Here is a 16,569-nt window from a genome sequence, read left to right as displayed (position 1 = left end):
TAGAACGATAGGCGGCGGCGGGAAGCCGTGCTGTGATGGGCCAACGTTGCTGAAAAAACGGGTACTGACGATGAGCGAGATAACCTTACTGGCGGAAGTGACCGCCTTTTTACGCCAGCCGCACGGGCAGTTTATCGCCGGTGAGCGAGAGGCGGGCCGCGGCGCGCCGTTTGCGGTGATCAACCCTGCCACCGGGCGGGCGATCGCCGAGGTCACCGCGGCGGATAGCGACCAGGCGGATCGCGCGGTAGAGAGTGCCCGCCAGGCGTTTAATCAGTGGCGCGAAATGCCGACGCTGGCGCGCGGAACCTTGCTGCTGAAGCTGGCGGATGCCCTGGCTGAGCATCGCGAAGCGCTGGCGCAGCTGGAAAGTCTCTGCTCCGGCAAGACCATCACGCTGGCGCGCATGCTCGAGCTGGATCAATCGGTCGCTTTCCTGCGCTACTTCGCCGGCTGGGCGGGGAAAGTCACCGGCGAAACCCTGAATGTGTCGCTGCCGTCGATGGCCGGGGAGAAATATACCGCCTTCACTCGCCGTCAGCCGCTGGGGGTAGTGGTGGGCATCGTGCCGTGGAACTTCTCCATCATGATTGCCGTCTGGAAGCTGGCGGCGGCCCTGGTCTGCGGCTGCACCATTGTTCTCAAGCCGAGCGAGTATACGCCGCTGACGCTGCTGCGCGTGGCGGAGCTGGCGAAAGCGGTAGGTATTCCGGACGGGGTGATTAACGTGGTCAACGGCGCCGGCGGCGAGATTGCTCAGCGGCTGATTACCCATCCGGCCTGCGCCAAGGTGAGCTTCACCGGCTCGGTGGCCACTGGCGAGAAAGTCCAGCGGTCGGCCAGTGCGTCAGGTAAACGGGTGACCCTTGAGCTGGGGGGCAAAAACGCCGCGCTGTTCCTGGATGATCTGACGCCGGAGGCGATGGTCAACGGCATTCTGGAAGCCGGCTACCTGAACCAGGGGCAGATTTGCGCCGCCGCGGAGCGCTTTTATCTGCCGCAGGGTAAACTGGATGCGGTGCTGGCGCTGCTGAAAGATAAGCTCAGCGCCTTCGCGCCGGGATCGCCGCTGGATGAGCGCACGCTGATGGGGCCGCTGGCCAACCGCCAGCAGTATGACAAAGTGTTGCGGCTCATTCAGACCGCGCGCGACGAGGGCGATACCATCGTCTGCGGCGGTGAAGCCCTGCCGGGGGAGGGCTATTTCCTGCAGCCGACGGCGGTTAAAGTGCGCAGCGAAGAGAGCACTCTGATGCGCGAGGAGACCTTCGGTCCGGTGTGCAGCTTTATCGGCTATCACAGTGAAGACGAAGCGCTGGCGCGGATCAATGCCTCGCCGTATGGCCTGGCGGCCAGCGTCTGGTCGGATAATATTCGCCTGGCGCTGCGCTACTCGGAGGCGATTGAGGCCGGCATCGTGTGGGTCAATATGCATACTTTCCTCGACCCGGCGGTACCGTTCGGCGGCATGAAGGGCTCGGGCATCGGGCGCGAATTCGGCAGCGCGTTTATCGATGACTACACGGAGCTGAAGTCGGTGATGGTGCGCTATTAAGTTTTGTCGGTGGAGGTAGCCTTAACCGGGCTTCAGGCGTCTGCGTAGGCCCGGTAAGCGCAGCGCCTCCGGGCAAGGACAGCGGATGGACAGCCGCGAATGTGCCAGGCGACGACGGCGCCTTGCACGGCCTGAGTCCGTGCAAGCGAAGGTTAATGTCGCCGCCGCCATAACCCCTCGCAACTTGCGACAATCCCCCCTTAGTGATAAAAGGTGCCCCTTCGCAAAAACACACAGGGGAACGACGTGAAAGACGCGTCAACGTCGTCGGATGCCGTAGAAGAGAGCGGCCCGACGCTTCATCGCGGTTTACAGAACCGACACATTCAACTTATCGCCCTTGGCGGCGCGATTGGCACCGGGCTGTTTCTCGGCATTGGTCCCGCTATCCAGATGGCCGGTCCGGCGGTATTACTGGGTTACGCCGTTGCCGGGATTGTCGCTTTTCTGATCATGCGCCAGCTGGGCGAAATGGTGGTGGAAGAGCCGGTATCCGGCTCCTTTGCCCACTTTGCCTACAAATACTGGGGCCCGTTCGCCGGCTTCCTTTCCGGCTGGAACTACTGGGTGATGTTCGTGCTGGTGGGAATGGCGGAGCTGACCGCCGCCGGGATCTACATGCAGTACTGGCTGCCCGACGTCCCGACCTGGATCTGGGCGGCGGCCTTCTTCCTTATTATTAACGCCGTCAATCTCGTCAACGTGCGCCTGTATGGCGAAGCGGAGTTCTGGTTTGCGCTGATAAAAGTGCTGGCGATTATCGGCATGATTGCCTTTGGCCTGTGGATGCTGTTTGGCGGCCACGGCGGCAGCAAAGCCGGGTTCGACAACCTGTGGAAACACGGCGGCTTCCTCGCCACCGGCTGGCACGGTCTTATCCTGTCGCTGGCGGTGATCATGTTCTCCTTCGGCGGGCTGGAGCTTATCGGCATCACCGCCGCTGAAGCGCAAAACCCGGAAAAGAGCATTCCAAAAGCGGTCAACCAGGTGGTTTATCGTATCCTGCTGTTCTATATCGGTTCGCTGGTGGTGCTGCTGGCGCTCTACCCGTGGGTGGAGGTCAAATCCGACAGTAGCCCGTTCGTGATGATTTTCCATCATCTCGACAGCAACCTGGTGGCCTCCGCGCTGAACTTCGTCATTCTGGTGGCCTCGCTGTCGGTGTATAACAGCGGCGTGTACTCCAACAGCCGGATGCTGTTCGGCTTGTCGGTGCAGGGCAATGCGCCGACGTTCCTCGCCCGCGTCAGCAAGCGCGGCGTGCCGGTGAACTCTCTGCTGCTCTCGGGGATTATCACCTCACTGGTGGTGGTGCTGAACTACCTGCTGCCGCATGAAGCGCTGGGACTGCTGATGGCCCTGGTGGTGGCGACGCTGCTGCTGAACTGGATCATGATCTGTATGGCGCACCTGAAGTTCCGCGCCGCCCAGCGCCGCAAAGGGCGTGAATCGAAGTTTAAAGCGCTGCTGGCGCCCGCCAGCAACTACTTCTGCATTGCTTTCCTTGGGCTGATTCTGGCGCTGATGTGCACTATCGACGGGATGCGCCTGTCGGCGATCCTGCTGCCGGTGTGGATCCTGTTCCTGTTTATCGCCTTCAAACTGCTGCGCCGCCCGGCGTAAGCGAGATGCCCCGCCGTCCGGCGGGGCTGCCTGGCTTTTTATTGTGATCCTCTTCGCAGGTGGGGCATTTGCCTGGCGATCTTCTTTTTGTAATCGATTACTTTTGTTTGGAGCGATTTTGTAATCGATTACTTTTCTGAGGGCGAGCAACATGGTCACAACAACAGAAGGTCGGGAAAGTGTCCGCGTGAGCCACCGTTTTCTGGTGCCGCGGCTGTCGTTAATGATGTTTATGCAGTTCTTTATCTGGGGCAGCTGGTCGGTGACCCTGGGGCTGGTGATGACCCGCTATGAGATGTCATTGCTGATCGGCGATGCGTTCTCCGCCGGGCCGATCGCCTCCATCCTGTCCCCCTTTGTGCTAGGGATGCTGGTGGATCGCTTTTTCGCCTCGCAGAAGGTGATGGCGGTGATGCACCTGGCCGGGGCGGCGATCCTGTGGTTTGTCCCCCAGGCGCTGGTGGCGCAGAATGGCGCGCTGCTGATTGGCCTGCTGTTCGGCTATACGCTGTGCTATATGCCGACCCTGGCGCTGACCAACAATATCGCCTTCCACAGCCTGGCTAACGTCGATAAAACCTTTCCGGTGGTCCGCGTGTTCGGCACCATCGGCTGGATTATCGCCGGGATCTGCATCGGGGTGACCGGCATCTCTGACACCACCGGCATCTTCACCGTGGCGGCGCTCTGTTCGGTGGCGCTGGCGATCTACAGCCTGACGCTGCCCCACACCCCGGCGCCGGCCAAAGGCATGCCGGTTCAGTTTCGCGATCTGCTGTGCGCGGACGCCTTCGCGCTGCTGAAAACCCGCCATTTCCTGATTTTCTCCCTCTGCGCCACCTTAATTTCCGTGCCGTTAGGCACCTATTACGCCTATACCGCGTCGTATCTGGCGGATGCCGGCGTTAAGGATGTCAGCACCGCGATGTCCTTCGGCCAGATGTCAGAGATCGTCTTTATGCTGGTGATCCCGCTGCTGTTCCGTCGCCTCGGGGTGAAATACATGCTGCTTATCGGCATGGCGGCGTGGTTTGTTCGCTATGCCTTTTTCGCCCTCGGGGTCAGCGAAGAGGGGCGCTTCCTGCTCTATCTGGGTATTTTGCTGCACGGCGTGTGCTATGACTTTTTCTTTGTCGTCGGCTTTATCTACACCGACCGCGTGGCGGGCGAGAAGGTCAAAGGCCAGGCGCAGAGCATGATTGTGATGTTCACCTACGGGATCGGCATGCTGCTGGGCTCGCAGATCTCCGGCGCGCTGTATAACCATCTGGTGGCCGGCCAGAGCGTGCCGCAGGCCTGGGTGACCTTCTGGTGGATCCCGGCGGTGGCCGCCGCGGTTATCGCGCTGATTTTCCTTTTCTCTTTCCAGTACAACGAGAAAGAGCCGCACTAATTTTACAGGAGGGGGTATGAAAACGATCAAGGGACCGGGCATTTTTCTGGCGCAGTTTATCGGCCCGCAGGCGCCGTTCAACACCCTGGCGGGGATGGCGCAGTGGGCCGCCGGCCTGGGGTACAAGGCATTGCAGATCCCCTGCAACCACCCGGCGATTTTCGATGTCGAGCGGGCGGCGGCGAGCCAGACCTACTGCGACGAGGTCCGCGGCACCCTGGCGGAGCATGGGCTGGTCATCAGCGAGCTGTCCACTCATCTTGAAGGACAGCTGGTGGCGGTGCATCCGGCGTATGACGCGGCGTTTGACGCCTTCGCCCCGGCGGCGCTGCACGGCGATCCGCAGGCGCGCCAGCGCTGGGCGGTGGAGAAAGTGCGCCAGGCGGCGGTGGCCTCCGGCCGCCTGGGGCTGCAGGCGCATGCGACCTTTTCCGGGGCGCTGGCATGGCCCTTTTTTTATCCGTGGCCGCCGCATAATCAGTCGCTTCTGGATGAGGCCTTTGCCGAGCTGGCCCGGCGCTGGCGGCCGCTGCTGGACCTCTTCGACGAGCAGGGGGTCGATGTCTGCTATGAGATCCACCCCGGCGAAGACCTGCACGATGGCGTGACCTTTGAGCGTTTTCTCGCGCGGGTGGATAACCATCCGCGCTGCAATATGCTCTATGACCCGAGCCACCTGCATCTGCAGCAAATGGATTACCTGACCTATATCGATATCTATCATGCGCGTATTAAGGCGTTTCACGTCAAGGACGCCGAATTTCGCCGCAACGGGCGCAATGGCGTCTACGGCGGCTATCAGCCCTGGCAGCAGCGGGCTGGCCGTTTCCGCTCTCCCGGCGACGGGCAGATCGACTTCAAAGGGGTGTTCAGTAAGCTGACCGAATATGATTTTGACGGCTGGGCGGTGCTGGAGTGGGAGTGCTGCCTGAAGGATGCCGAGACCGGCGCGCGCGAGGGCAGCGAGTTTATTCGTCGCCATATCATTCCCGTTGCCGGACGGGCCTTCGATGACTTTGCCGCCGGTGGGAGGGAATAACATGATTCAGGTCGCGATTATTGGGGCTGGGTTTATTGGCCCGGCGCATCTGGAGGCGCTGCGGCGGCTGGGGGATATCGAGGTGGTGGCGCTGTGCGACAGCAGCCTTGAGGCGGCGCAGCGCAAGGCGCAAGCGTTGAATATTGCCCATGCCTACGACAGCGTGGCAGCGCTGCTGGCCCATCCGGGGCTGCAGGTGGTGCATAACTGTACTCCGAACCATCTGCATGCCCAGATTAACCGGCAGATCCTCGCCGCCGGGCTGCACGTCTTCTCCGAAAAACCGCTGTGTATGACGGCGGAGGAGGCGCGGGAGCTGGTGGCGCTTGCCGCCCGGGCCGGCGTGGTGCATGGCGTCAGCTTCGTCTATCGCCAGTTCGCCATGGTCCAGCAGGCGGCGGCGATGATCCGCCATGGCGAGGTCGGCAGAATCTTCGCGGCGCACGGCAGCTATTTACAGGACTGGATGTTGCTGGAGACCGACTACAACTGGCGGGTTGATTCGGCGCAGGGCGGCGCATCGCGGACGGTGGCTGACATCGGCTCCCACTGGTGCGATACCGTGCAGTTTATGACCGGTCGGCGGATTGTCGAGGTGATGGCGGATCTGTCTATCGTCTGGCCGACGCGTAAAGCGCCGGTCAATGGCAAAGCGACCTTCAGCGCCGTTCACGAGGCGCAGGGATATGAAACCCGGCCTGTCGATACCGAGGACTTTGGCTCGGTGCTGTTGCGTTTTGACGATGGCAGCAAAGGCAGCTTTATGGTTTCTCAGGTGAGCGCCGGGCGGAAAAACCGTCTGGCGGTGGAGGTTAACGGCAGCCGCTGTTCTCTGGCCTGGGATCAGGAAGTGCCCCAGCGGCTGTGGATCGGCCACCGCGAGCAGCCGGATCGGCGGCTCAGCGACGACCCCAGCCTGCTGCGGCCGGAGATCGCTGACAGCGCCCATTACCCTGGCGGCCATATTGAGGGCTGGCCGGACGCCTTTAAGAATATGATGGAGCATTTTTATCAGGCGGTGCGCGCCGGGAAGATGTCGGAGGCCGGGGCCCGGCGCTTCGCCGCTTTCGACGACGGCGCCGATGTGATGTACATCATCGAGGCGATCGTCAAAAGCCATCAGCAGCAGCGCTGGGTGAGCGTCGAACGCTGAGGGCGGGGGAGCGAAGGATTATTTCACCCCAAGATAGCCGTCGAGATAGGCACCGGAGAGTTCGTTGCCGAACAGGACGGCATCTTTATTTTCCATTGCATTATCCCATTTGTCGCTGGCGTTGCCGGTAAAGGCGTGCTCGGTGCGAGTGCCCTGCGCCGCCTGCTGTTTGATGGCCTCCGCGGTGCGGCGGGCGTCGCTTTCGCTCATGCCAGCGGCTTTATCCTGCTGGCCGCGGGCGTACATCGCCGTGAAGGTCGGCAGGTTTAAACGGTAATTTTCCTGACGGTTGACGGTGAAGTTGCCGCCGACAAAATCGGAGCGGTGGGCGACGAACGCGTAGGCGTGGCGTTCCGGTGACGATTTTGACGAGGTGCAGCCGGTGATCGTTGCCAGGGCACAGCTGAGGGCGAGAATCGCGGTGGAGAGCCTCATGGGGATATCATCCTTAATCATAAAAGCACAAATGGGGCGCAGGCGGTCTGTTGCGCCTCCTGCGCTAATGAGAATATGAAACGGCAAAAGGATGCGCGTTATCGGGGCGGGAGAGAAGCCCTGATTATTAATAGTGTCCCGAGACGCCGTCTCACTGAGCCACGCTTTCGCGCCAGGCTGGCAGGCCAACCAGAGCTCATTTATGATAGCCTGCAGGATCCACCTCTATCGCAGGAAGTGCAGGGTTTATGTCTATTCAGAAAATTGCTCGTCTGGCCGGCGTTTCGGTGGCCACGGTGTCGCGGGTGCTGAACAACAGCGATACGGTAAAAGCCAAAAACCGTGAGCGCGTGCTGCAGGCGATCAAAGAGAGCAACTATCAGCCGAACCTGCTGGCGCGTCAGCTGCGAACCGCCCGCAGCAATATGATCCTGGTGATGGTCTCCAATATCGCTAACCCTTTTTGCGCCGAGGTGGTGAAAGGGATAGAAGAAGAGGCGGAGAAGAACGGCTACCGCATTCTGCTGTGTAATTCCGGGTCGGATCTGGCCCGCTCGACCTCGGGCCTGCAGCTGCTCTCCGGCAAAATGGTCGACGGCATTATTACCATGAACGCGCTCTCCAGCCTGCCGGAACTGACCACCATGATTGGCGATGCACCTTGGGTGCAGTGCGCGGAGTATGCCGATACCGGCAGCATCTCCTGCGTCGGGATTAACGACGTCGAGGCGGCTCAGGGGGCGGTGTCCCGACTGGCCGACGGCGGCCGCCGCCGCATCGCGCTCATTAATCACGACCTCAGCTATCGCTACGCCCGCCTGCGCGAGCGCGGCTATAAAAGCGTGCTGCACGTGCATGGCCTGGCGTATCAGCAGGTGACCTACGCGCAGGATCTTAGCGCGGCGGCCGGTAAACGGGCGATGGAGCAGCTACTGTCGCAAGACGAGAAGCCCGACGCGGTGTTTGCCGTTTCGGACTCCCTTGCCGCCGGGGCGCTGCGGGCAATTGACCAGGCTGGACTGCGGGTGCCGGAGGATATCGCGGTGATCGGCTTCGACGGCACCGAGCTGGCGGAAGTGGTCTCCCCGCAGCTGACCACCGTCGAACAGCCCTCCCGGGCGATCGGCCGTACGGCGGTGGATCTGTTAATGAAACGCATCGACGATCCCGACGCTGCCGTCGAGCGGGTGATGATGGACTGGCGCGTGATAGCCCGCGCCAGCGCCTGAGGTCAGCGGGAGAAGGCGCCCGCCAGCGCGCGAATGTCGTTGCCGGTGGGCGTCTGATGAATGCGTAAGCCAAACTCCTCCACCACGGCGAAGACATGATCGAAAATATCCGCCTGGATCCCCTCATATTCCGCCCACACCACGGTGTTGGTGAAGCAATAGATCTCGATCGGCAAGCCGTTGGCATCCGGCGCCAGCTGGCGCACCATCAGGGTCATATCCTGGCGGATGCGCGGATGATGACGTAAATACTCCTGCAGATAGGCGCGGAAGGTGCCGACATTGGTCATTCGCCGCTCATTGAGAACCGACTGTTCCCCGGCATACTGCTGGTTCCAGGCGCTAATCTCCTCGTGGCGCGAATCCATATAGGGTTTAAGCAACTTCGCCCGGATCAAGCGCTGCTGCTCCTGTTCATCGAGGAAATGAATGCTGGTGGTGTCGATGTTGAGGCTGCGCTTAATGCGGCGGCCGCCGGAGGCCGACATGCCGCTCCAGTTTTTAAACGAGTCGGAGACCAGCGACCAGGTCGGAATGGTGGTGATGGTATTATCCCAGTTACGTACCTTGACCGTAGTGAGGCCGATATCGATCACCGCGCCGTCGGCGCCGTACTTCGGCATCTCCAGCCAGTCGCCAAGCTTGAGCATATCGTTGGCCGAGAGCTGGATACCGGCCACCAGGCCAAGGATCGGATCTTTAAATACCAGCATGAGCACCGCGGCCATGGCGCCGAGCCCGCTAATCAGGATCGCTGGCGACTGGCCTATCAGCAGGGAAATAATCAGGATGCCGATAATAATCGCCGTCACCAGCTTAATTCCCTGGAATATCCCCTTCAGCGGCAGCTGAGAGGCGGCGGGAAATTTCTGCGCCAGCTTTAAGATCACATCCAGCAGCGAGAAGAAGGACAGCATGGCATATATCATCACCCATAGCTGAGCCACGGTGGTTAATATTTCTGCGGCCTCGCTGCCTTTTTGCAGCCACAGCACCGCCTGCACGTTGACGATGATCCCCTGCAGGGTAAAGGCCAGTCGGTGAAAGAGTTTATTCTGCGTGATGATTTGCAGCCACAGATGGCTGCTGGCCAATGCCCGTTTTTCAAAAGCGCGCAGCACCACTTTGTGCAATATCAGATGCACGACGACGGCGGTGAACAAGATAATGCCGAAGATAATCATCAGCGAGCGGGTGGGAGTTATTTCGATTCCTAAGGCGGCAATTTGCGATATTAATTCCTGCATAACGTCTCCTGAATATCCAGCGGGTATGATGACCGCTGGATAACGATTATGCAAATCACCGCCGCCGGTATTACGACGCTACCGTCGCCGGCTGTCGGTTGAGATGATGACGCAGCCACAGCGCGATGGCCCCCAGCAACAGCATCATAGCCACCTCGACCAGCAGAAAATCAATCAGCGCCTGCGGATAGTTTCCGCCGCCGCGACGGGCCAGCGCCAGGAACAGCGAGCCGAGGATAGCCGGCCCAAGGCCGAGAGTCGCCTGCTGCAGGGTACTGAGGATGGCGCTCCCGGCCCCGGCGTCGCAGGCGCTGATATCGCGCATGCCAATCCGGTAAAAGCTGTTGACGATCAGCGCCTGGCCGTAGCCGATCAGCGCCGTGGCGGGGACCAGCGTCAGGGCGGTGGTGGCGATCCCGAAGCGGGAGAAGGTGGCGCACAGCAGCAGTAGACCGGCGATCTGCACCGCCAGACCGGTCAGCAGGATCCGCCCCATGCTGTAGCGGGCGATAAGCCGCGGGGCATACAGCGCCGAAATAAAATAGGCCACGCCGAGGGCGATAAAGCTATTGCCGGACTGCCACGGCGCCATCCCCAGCCCCTCCTGCATGGTCAGCGCCATGCAGAACATAAAGCCGGACCAGGCGCTGAAAAACAGCAGGGCGATGGCTATCCCGAAGCGGATGCTGGTCAACTGCAGCAGACGCGGCGGCAGCAGGGGATGATCGCCGCGCTGCTGCTGGCGCAGGGCGCTCTGACGCATGGCGAACAGCAGCGGCAGGACCGCCACCAGCATCAGCTGCAGCCACAGCGGCCAGCGCAGCTCCGGACCGAGGGCCATCGGGAACAGCAGGCAGCAGAGGATGAGGGCGAGGTACAGCGTGCCCTGCCAGTCAATCCGCGACGGCGTCTCACGACGGGTTTCCGGCACATAGCGGCGGCTCAGGGCCAGCACCAGCAGGCAGATCGGCACATTGATAAAAAAGGCGTTGCGCCAGCCCAGTCCGGCGATGTCCGCCGATACCAGCCAGCCGCCGCCCATCTGTCCGACAATAAAGGCGATCCCGCCGATCCCGCCGTACAGGCTGATAGCCCGGGCGTGGGCCGGGCCTTTGAGGGTGACGTGCAGGGTGGCGAGGATCTGCGGCACAATCAGCGCCGCACCGGCGCCCTGCAGAGTGCGGGCGGCCAGCAGGGCGCTGATGCTGTTCGCTATGCCGCACAGCAGGGAAGCAATGCCAAAGAGCGCGACGCCCCACATAAAGAGGCGCCGGCGGCCATAGTTATCGCCAAGCTTACTGCCCATCGCCAGGCAGACGGCAAAGGCGACACCGTAGAGCGCGACGATAAGTTCCAGCTGCGTGGCGCTGGCCGCCAGGGTATGGGTGATGGCGTCCAGCGCCACATTGGTGATCGAGGTATCAATAAGCGGCAGCATCTGGCCGCCCAGCAGCAGCAACAGACCGGCGCGGCCGGGTGAAACAGCAGACGTTTTCATGGGAATCTCCATTGCGTCATTCAGCAGACCGACGTAGCATTACCGATAAATTAAACGGGTACCAGTTCCTGTCTATACTGGTACTGGAACTACCATGCTGGAGGGGTGATGACCACGATGCCGCAACGGGAGTCGACGTTCGCCGTGCCGGACGATCGGCGCAAACAGCTGGGGGCGTTTCTGCGCGCCCGCCGTGAAAGCCTCGATCCGCAGCGCCTGGGGTTACCCCGGGTGGGCCGCCGACGCACGCCGGGTCTGCGCCGGGAAGAGGTGGCGATGCTCGCCGACGTCGGCGTTACCTGGTACACCTGGCTGGAGCAGGGGCGGGAGGTGAATCCGTCGGAGGCAGTGCTGGTGGGGGTGGCGAATGCCCTGCAGTGCAGTCCGCTGGAGACCCGGCATCTGTTCGTGCTCGCCGGGCTGACCCCGCCGGAAGCCACCCAGGTGACGGCGTGCGAAGGCATCAGCCCCGGCACCCGCCGCATGCTGGACAGCCTGATGCCGCAGCCGGCCAGCATTCAAAAACCGAACTTTGATATTGTGGCCTGGAACGACAGCTTCTGCCGCCTGATGGGTGTCGATTTCGCCACCCTTGCGGAAGAAGATCGCAACTGCATTTATCTGTATCTGACCCATGAGACCTGGCGCAGCCGGATTGAAAATCGCGATGTGCTGCCGACTTTTGTCTCCTATTTCCGCGCCGCGATGGCCGAGCACCGTGGCGATCCGGCATGGGAAAACAAACTGGCGCGCTTTTTCGCCGCCTCGTCGGAGTTTGAAGCGCTGTGGCATCAGCGCTACGAGGTGCGCGGCGTGGAAAACCAGATTAAACATTTTAACCACCCGCAGCTCGGGCGATTCAGCCTGCAGCAGATGTACTGGTATTCGGCGCCGCGCAATGGTTCGCGTCTGCTGGTCTACCTGCCGATGGACGAGGCGGGCGAGCAGGCGCTGGCGTGGCTGGACCAACATTCATGACAAGGACTCAGATGGTTGAGAATGTGCCATCTTCGGGTATTGCCCGGCCGGGCTGCTGGACGGTTCCCTCTCCCTCCGGGAGAGGGCCAGGGTGAGGGAAAGCACTGCAGGGAAGTCTTTTATGTTATCTGCGACTTCAGCGCACATTGCGCTCCCGGTTAGTCTTCTGCGTTATATCTCTCATGGCGCAGGGAGCGCACAGGGGGCGGCCAGTCGCCGCCGCCCCCTGTACCCCCGGGCTCCGGCCAGCAACATCGCCACTTCGTGGTGCCTTCGACTTATCCCTGCAGGCTTCGGGTCGGGCCGAGGCAGCGTCCATGCAAAACACGGCCCTCAGCCCGCATCCATGCGGGCTGCCCCGGCCTGCCGGGAACGTCTCAGCGATGTTGAGGCCGCCAGCACCGGCAGTTTCAGCAGCCCCAGGACCCGCGGTGATTTGGGTTTGTAGGCCGGGTAAGGCGTACGCCGCCACCCGGCAAAAAGGCGAGCACATTAGCGAAAACAGGTTTGTCATCAGTCTCAAGGAATGCCTATGAACGTAACCCGAAAAGAGCAGCGCATTATTCAGCGCGCGCTGAACGCCTGGCAGGCCAGCGGGGAGTTAACCCCGGCGGACAGTCAGCGGCTGGCGCACACGCTGCGCGTCTCCCCCTTCGACTGGCGGCGCCTGAGCCGCTATGCCTTCTGGACCGCGCTGGCCTGCGTGCTGATTGCTCTGGGCAGTCTGTTTGCCGACAGCGAACTGGTGGCGTGGCTGCTGAGCCTGTTCAGCCACTCGGCGCTGACGCGGATCCTGCTGCCTGCACTGCTGGCAGTCGCCTGCTACGGCTGGGGTTTTCGCCGCCAGCAGCGGGAGACGCAGTGGCACTACAGCACCGAGGCGATTTTGTTTCTGGGCGTCGTCTTTACCGCGGTGGCGCTATGGCAGTTGGGTGAACGGCTGGATAACGGCAGCGGCCATATCGCGCCGCTGTTTCTGGCCGGATGCATGATTTACGGCGCTATCGGCTATGTTGCCCGCTCCGGGCTGGTGTGGCTTTTTTTTCTGCTGGCGCTGGGTAACTGGTTTGGCGCAGAAACCGGCTACGTCTCGGGGTGGGGCGCCTACTGGCTGGGCATGAACTACCCGATTCGCTTCGTCCTGTTCGGCGGCGCGCTGCTGGCGCTCTGCTACGGCGCGCAGTCCCTGCTTCGCCAGCGGCAGCTGTTTACCGTCAGCAAGGCGATGGGCCTCACGTATCTGTTTATTGCGCTGTGGATCCTGTCGATTTTCGGCAATTACGACGCTGACAGCTGGTACAACGTAAGCCAGGCGCGACTCCTGCCGTGGGGGCTGCTGTTTGCCGCGGCGGCCGGCGTCTGCATTTTTATCAGTCTGAAAACCGATGACGCAATGCTGCGCGGCTTTGGGTTAACCTTCCTGGCGATCAATCTCTATACCCGCTTCTTTGAGTTTTTCTGGAACGGGATGCACAAGGTGCTGTTTTTCCTGATCCTTGCCGTCTCGCTGGCGGTGATTGGCCGCTATGCCGAGCGCATCTGGCACGCGGGGAACGTTAAGCCATGAAAAATTAAGCGCTTTTAAAGAAGTGTGGCTGACGGCAGCGACGTCCTGCGCGAATTGTCGTATAAGCGAATTTTACGCTTTTGACAGGGGAGCGAGATGAACAAGGAGTCGATTTTTCGCCAGCTAGAACAACGGATCGCCGGGCGAGCGCTGACGGCGGAAGCGCTGGGCGAGTTTAACGCTATGGCCATTGCCGATAGCTTGAAGCAAAAACGCAGCATCATCAGCCATCATCTGAATAATCTCCATCGCGAGCAGCGGGTGGTCAAAGTGAATGGTCGCCCGGTGCTGTTTTTACCCGTTACCGTTCTGCGCGATCATCACCGCCTGGCGGTTCGGCACGGCGAATACGCCTCCATTCAGGCGCTGTGCGCGGAGCGTCAGGATAGTCTGGCGCAGCTGATTGGCGCGCAGGGCAGCCTGCAGGAAGCATTGCGCCAGTGCAAGGCTGCCATCAGCTACCCTGGCGCAGGTCTGCCGCTGCTGCTGCGGGGCCCTACTGGCACTGGGAAAAGTTTTCTAGCTCGCCAGCTCTGGCACTACGCAATAGATGAAGGCATTTTACCTGCCGATGCGCCTTTTACCGTATTTAACTGCGCCGAGTACGCGAATAATCCAGAACTACTGACCTCGAAGTTATTTGGTCATGCGAAGGGGGCCTTTACCGGCGCCGATAAAGCCGTTCCTGGTCTTATCGAGACCAGCAACGGTGGGGTGTTGTTTATCGATGAGGTTCATCGGCTGCCGCCCGAAGGTCAGGAAAAGCTGTTTCATTTTATGGATAACGGTAGCTGGCGCCGGCTGGGGGAGAGCACCGATGAGCGCAGCGCCACGGTGCGGCTAATTTTTGCTTCAACCGAGGATCTGGAAAAACATTTCCTGGCGACCTTTATTCGCCGTATTCCGGTAATTGTAAAAATTCTGCCGATCGCTGAACGCGGCCAATTCGAGCGGCTGGCGTTTATCCACCACTTTTTCCGCCGTGAAGCCCAGCGTTTGAACCACGATCTGGCGCTGGATGGCGAAATCGTCAGCCAGCTCATGCGTGAAACGCTTGAAGGAAATGTCGGTGGGCTGGAAAATTTGATTCGCAATATTTGCGCCAGCGCCTGGACATTTGGCGAACGTGATAGCGGTCTTTTACACATAAAAGCGGGTTTGCTGCCCGACCGATTACTGGCGGATGCGCCTTTTTCCCTTCAGCAAAATAGCGAGCGGGTTATGATTTACCGCGATGGCGACGCGCAGCCTCTTTTTTCTGGTCGTCACCATGAATACCAACGGCTAACGGAAAATATTTGTAGCCTGTGCGAGGAGTTGGCTCAGGATAATATTAGCGTGCGGACCTTTGAAAAGCTTATTTATCAGAACGTGACGCTCTATCTTGATGCGCTGATGAATCAGGAGAGTACGGTCTCTCTGCAGGACAAACGGCTGCGCTTTATTGAAGATGTGGGCAAAGCAATCGCTGTCAATTATGACCTTCAGCTAAATGTCGAATTCGCTTATCTTACCGGCCGCTACCTCACCAGCCTCCCTCTGGCGCCGCGTAGCGTTGCTGAGCCCGTGCGTCTGGTGATGCAGCGCTGGCTGGACTCCTCGGCGGGGCTGGCGCAGCGTATCGCGGAGAAACTACTGGATGTCGTCAATAATAAATACGATCTGCTCATCGATACGCTTGACCGCCTGGCGGTTGCCGCTATCGTCAGCAATGCGATTGATGCGACCAGCGGCGGAAAAGTGAAAGCGCTGATAATCGCCCACGGTTATTCGACCGCCAGCAGCATTGCCGGCGTTGCCAACCGCCTGATTGGCGAGAAGATCTACCAGGCCATGGATATGCCGATGGAGGTGGCGTTTAACGATGTCAGTCGCGCCGTGGTTGATTATCTCCAGCATACGGACACGCGTGCGGGTGTGATGGTGCTTATTGATATGGGCTACACCAAGGAGATTGCCGATGCGCTTTTGTCGGTGATTCACGGCCCGCTGGTGGTGGTGGATAACGTCACGACCCGCATGGCGCTGAACGTTGCCAGCGAGATCGCGCTGGGAAAAAACATCGAACAAATCGCCGAAGAGATCGTGCCGCTTAATCAGTCGCGTTGGGATGTGTTCTGGCCCGCAGAAAAAAAAGAGCGTGCGCTGTTGGTGACCTGTATTACAGGTATCGGTACCGCATTTAAATTTAAAAATCTGATGGAGAAGAGCCTGCTCAACGATTTTGATATTAACATCATCGCCTGCGAGTATACGCGCTTAAAAAACAGTCGTACGGCGGTATCGTTGCTCCACCAGTATGAAGTTATTGCGGTCGTGGGTACCCACGACCCGCAGCTGGCCGGAGTGCCCTGGGTTGGCATTGAGGAACTACTTGGCGAGCAGGGACATCGACATCTGAGTCAGCTCTTAAGCGGCTATCTTAATGAAAAGCAAATTGCGCTGATTAATAAAAATATGGTTCGTGAGTTTTCGCTGCATAACGTTGTCAACTCTCTGACGATACTGAATGCCGGAAAAACCATGGGGCATATCGAAACCATTATCGCTGAGTGGCAAAATACGCTTGGTTTTCATTTTAATAATAACTTAATTATCAGTTTATATGTGCATCTCAGCTGTATGATTGAGCGTCTGGTAATGCGTAATGAAATTAGCCATTATAAAGATCTTGAGCGATTTACCCGCCAGCATGGCGAATTTATTGCCATGGTGAATCACTCGTTCCAGCGTCTGAAAATACTCTATAACGTGGCGCTACCGGTAGCGGAAATTGGCTATATTCACGATATTTTTGAATTGCGTATTGAAGATTTTAGCTGGTAATTCTCAACGCAGCCCCGGAGAGTTAC

The 16,569-nt window shown here is 59.8% G+C and carries 12 protein-coding genes; 9 read left to right on the top strand and 3 right to left on the bottom strand.

What is annotated here, in order from left to right; genetic code table 11:
- The first annotated feature begins 70 nt into the window (after window positions 1-70).
- The 5 genes from ACLEXF_RS12685 to ACLEXF_RS12665 all read left to right on the top strand — a co-directional run bounded on the left by ACLEXF_RS12685 (window position 71) and on the right by ACLEXF_RS12665 (window position 6,763).
- Window positions 71-1,555 (top strand): aldehyde dehydrogenase family protein, encoded by a 1,485-nt coding sequence (locus ACLEXF_RS12685; RefSeq protein WP_049004398.1) that lies wholly within the window; start codon window positions 71-73, stop codon window positions 1,553-1,555.
- A gap of 246 nt (window positions 1,556-1,801) precedes the next feature.
- A complete protein-coding gene (pheP, locus tag ACLEXF_RS12680) occupies window positions 1,802-3,178 on the top strand; it encodes a phenylalanine transporter (RefSeq protein ID WP_032455670.1) in 1,377 nt (458 codons plus the stop codon).
- A 187-nt stretch (window positions 3,179-3,365) separates the two neighbouring features.
- A complete protein-coding gene (locus ACLEXF_RS12675; protein WP_025999301.1) occupies window positions 3,366-4,571 on the top strand; it encodes an MFS transporter in 1,206 nt (401 codons plus the stop codon).
- Between the two features lie 16 nt (window positions 4,572-4,587).
- On the top strand, window positions 4,588-5,610 hold the full coding sequence (locus tag ACLEXF_RS12670) for a sugar phosphate isomerase/epimerase family protein (RefSeq protein WP_004202459.1): 1,023 nt from the start codon (window positions 4,588-4,590) through the stop codon (window positions 5,608-5,610).
- A gap of 1 nt (window position 5,611) precedes the next feature.
- Window positions 5,612-6,763 (top strand): Gfo/Idh/MocA family protein, encoded by a 1,152-nt coding sequence (locus ACLEXF_RS12665; protein WP_205425950.1) that lies wholly within the window; start codon window positions 5,612-5,614, stop codon window positions 6,761-6,763.
- A gap of 18 nt (window positions 6,764-6,781) precedes the next feature.
- On the opposite strand, the gene ACLEXF_RS12660 is transcribed toward ACLEXF_RS12665, so the two are convergent.
- Window positions 6,782-7,198 (bottom strand): Exc2 family lipoprotein, encoded by a 417-nt coding sequence (locus ACLEXF_RS12660; protein ID WP_004202462.1) that lies wholly within the window; start codon window positions 7,196-7,198, stop codon window positions 6,782-6,784.
- A 248-nt stretch (window positions 7,199-7,446) separates the two neighbouring features.
- Between ACLEXF_RS12660 and ACLEXF_RS12655 the strand changes: the two genes are divergently transcribed.
- On the top strand, window positions 7,447-8,427 hold the full coding sequence (locus ACLEXF_RS12655; protein WP_017900840.1) for a LacI family DNA-binding transcriptional regulator: 981 nt from the start codon (window positions 7,447-7,449) through the stop codon (window positions 8,425-8,427).
- A 2-nt stretch (window positions 8,428-8,429) separates the two neighbouring features.
- On the opposite strand, the gene ACLEXF_RS12650 is transcribed toward ACLEXF_RS12655, so the two are convergent.
- Together ACLEXF_RS12650 and ACLEXF_RS12645 are read right to left on the bottom strand one after the other, a co-directional pair.
- Window positions 8,430-9,674, bottom strand: coding sequence for a mechanosensitive ion channel family protein (locus ACLEXF_RS12650; protein WP_004202471.1), 1,245 nt, complete (start codon window positions 9,672-9,674; stop codon window positions 8,430-8,432).
- A 70-nt stretch (window positions 9,675-9,744) separates the two neighbouring features.
- Complete coding sequence (locus ACLEXF_RS12645; protein WP_423265770.1) at window positions 9,745-11,172, bottom strand: MFS transporter; 1,428 nt, start codon at window positions 11,170-11,172, stop codon at window positions 9,745-9,747.
- A gap of 108 nt (window positions 11,173-11,280) precedes the next feature.
- Here ACLEXF_RS12645 and ACLEXF_RS12640 point away from each other — a divergent pair, with 108 nt between their 5' ends.
- From ACLEXF_RS12640 to ACLEXF_RS12630, 3 genes are all read left to right on the top strand, one after another.
- Window positions 11,281-12,150 carry a helix-turn-helix transcriptional regulator gene (locus ACLEXF_RS12640; RefSeq protein WP_017900842.1) on the top strand — a complete coding sequence of 290 codons (870 nt, stop codon included), beginning with the start codon at window positions 11,281-11,283 and terminating at the stop codon, window positions 12,148-12,150.
- A 532-nt stretch (window positions 12,151-12,682) separates the two neighbouring features.
- Window positions 12,683-13,717 (top strand): hypothetical protein, encoded by a 1,035-nt coding sequence (locus tag ACLEXF_RS12635; protein ID WP_049092047.1) that lies wholly within the window; start codon window positions 12,683-12,685, stop codon window positions 13,715-13,717.
- Window positions 13,718-13,813: 96 nt separating this feature from the next.
- Window positions 13,814-16,543 (top strand): sigma 54-interacting transcriptional regulator, encoded by a 2,730-nt coding sequence (locus ACLEXF_RS12630; protein ID WP_080847302.1) that lies wholly within the window; start codon window positions 13,814-13,816, stop codon window positions 16,541-16,543.
- Window positions 16,544-16,569 lie beyond the last annotated feature (26 nt).

Source organism: Klebsiella pneumoniae complex sp. WS1778 (assembly GCF_049472055.1).
GTDB classification, from domain to species: Bacteria; Pseudomonadota; Gammaproteobacteria; order Enterobacterales; family Enterobacteriaceae; genus Klebsiella; species Klebsiella quasipneumoniae.
This window is presented reverse-complemented; position numbering and strand designations above follow the sequence as displayed.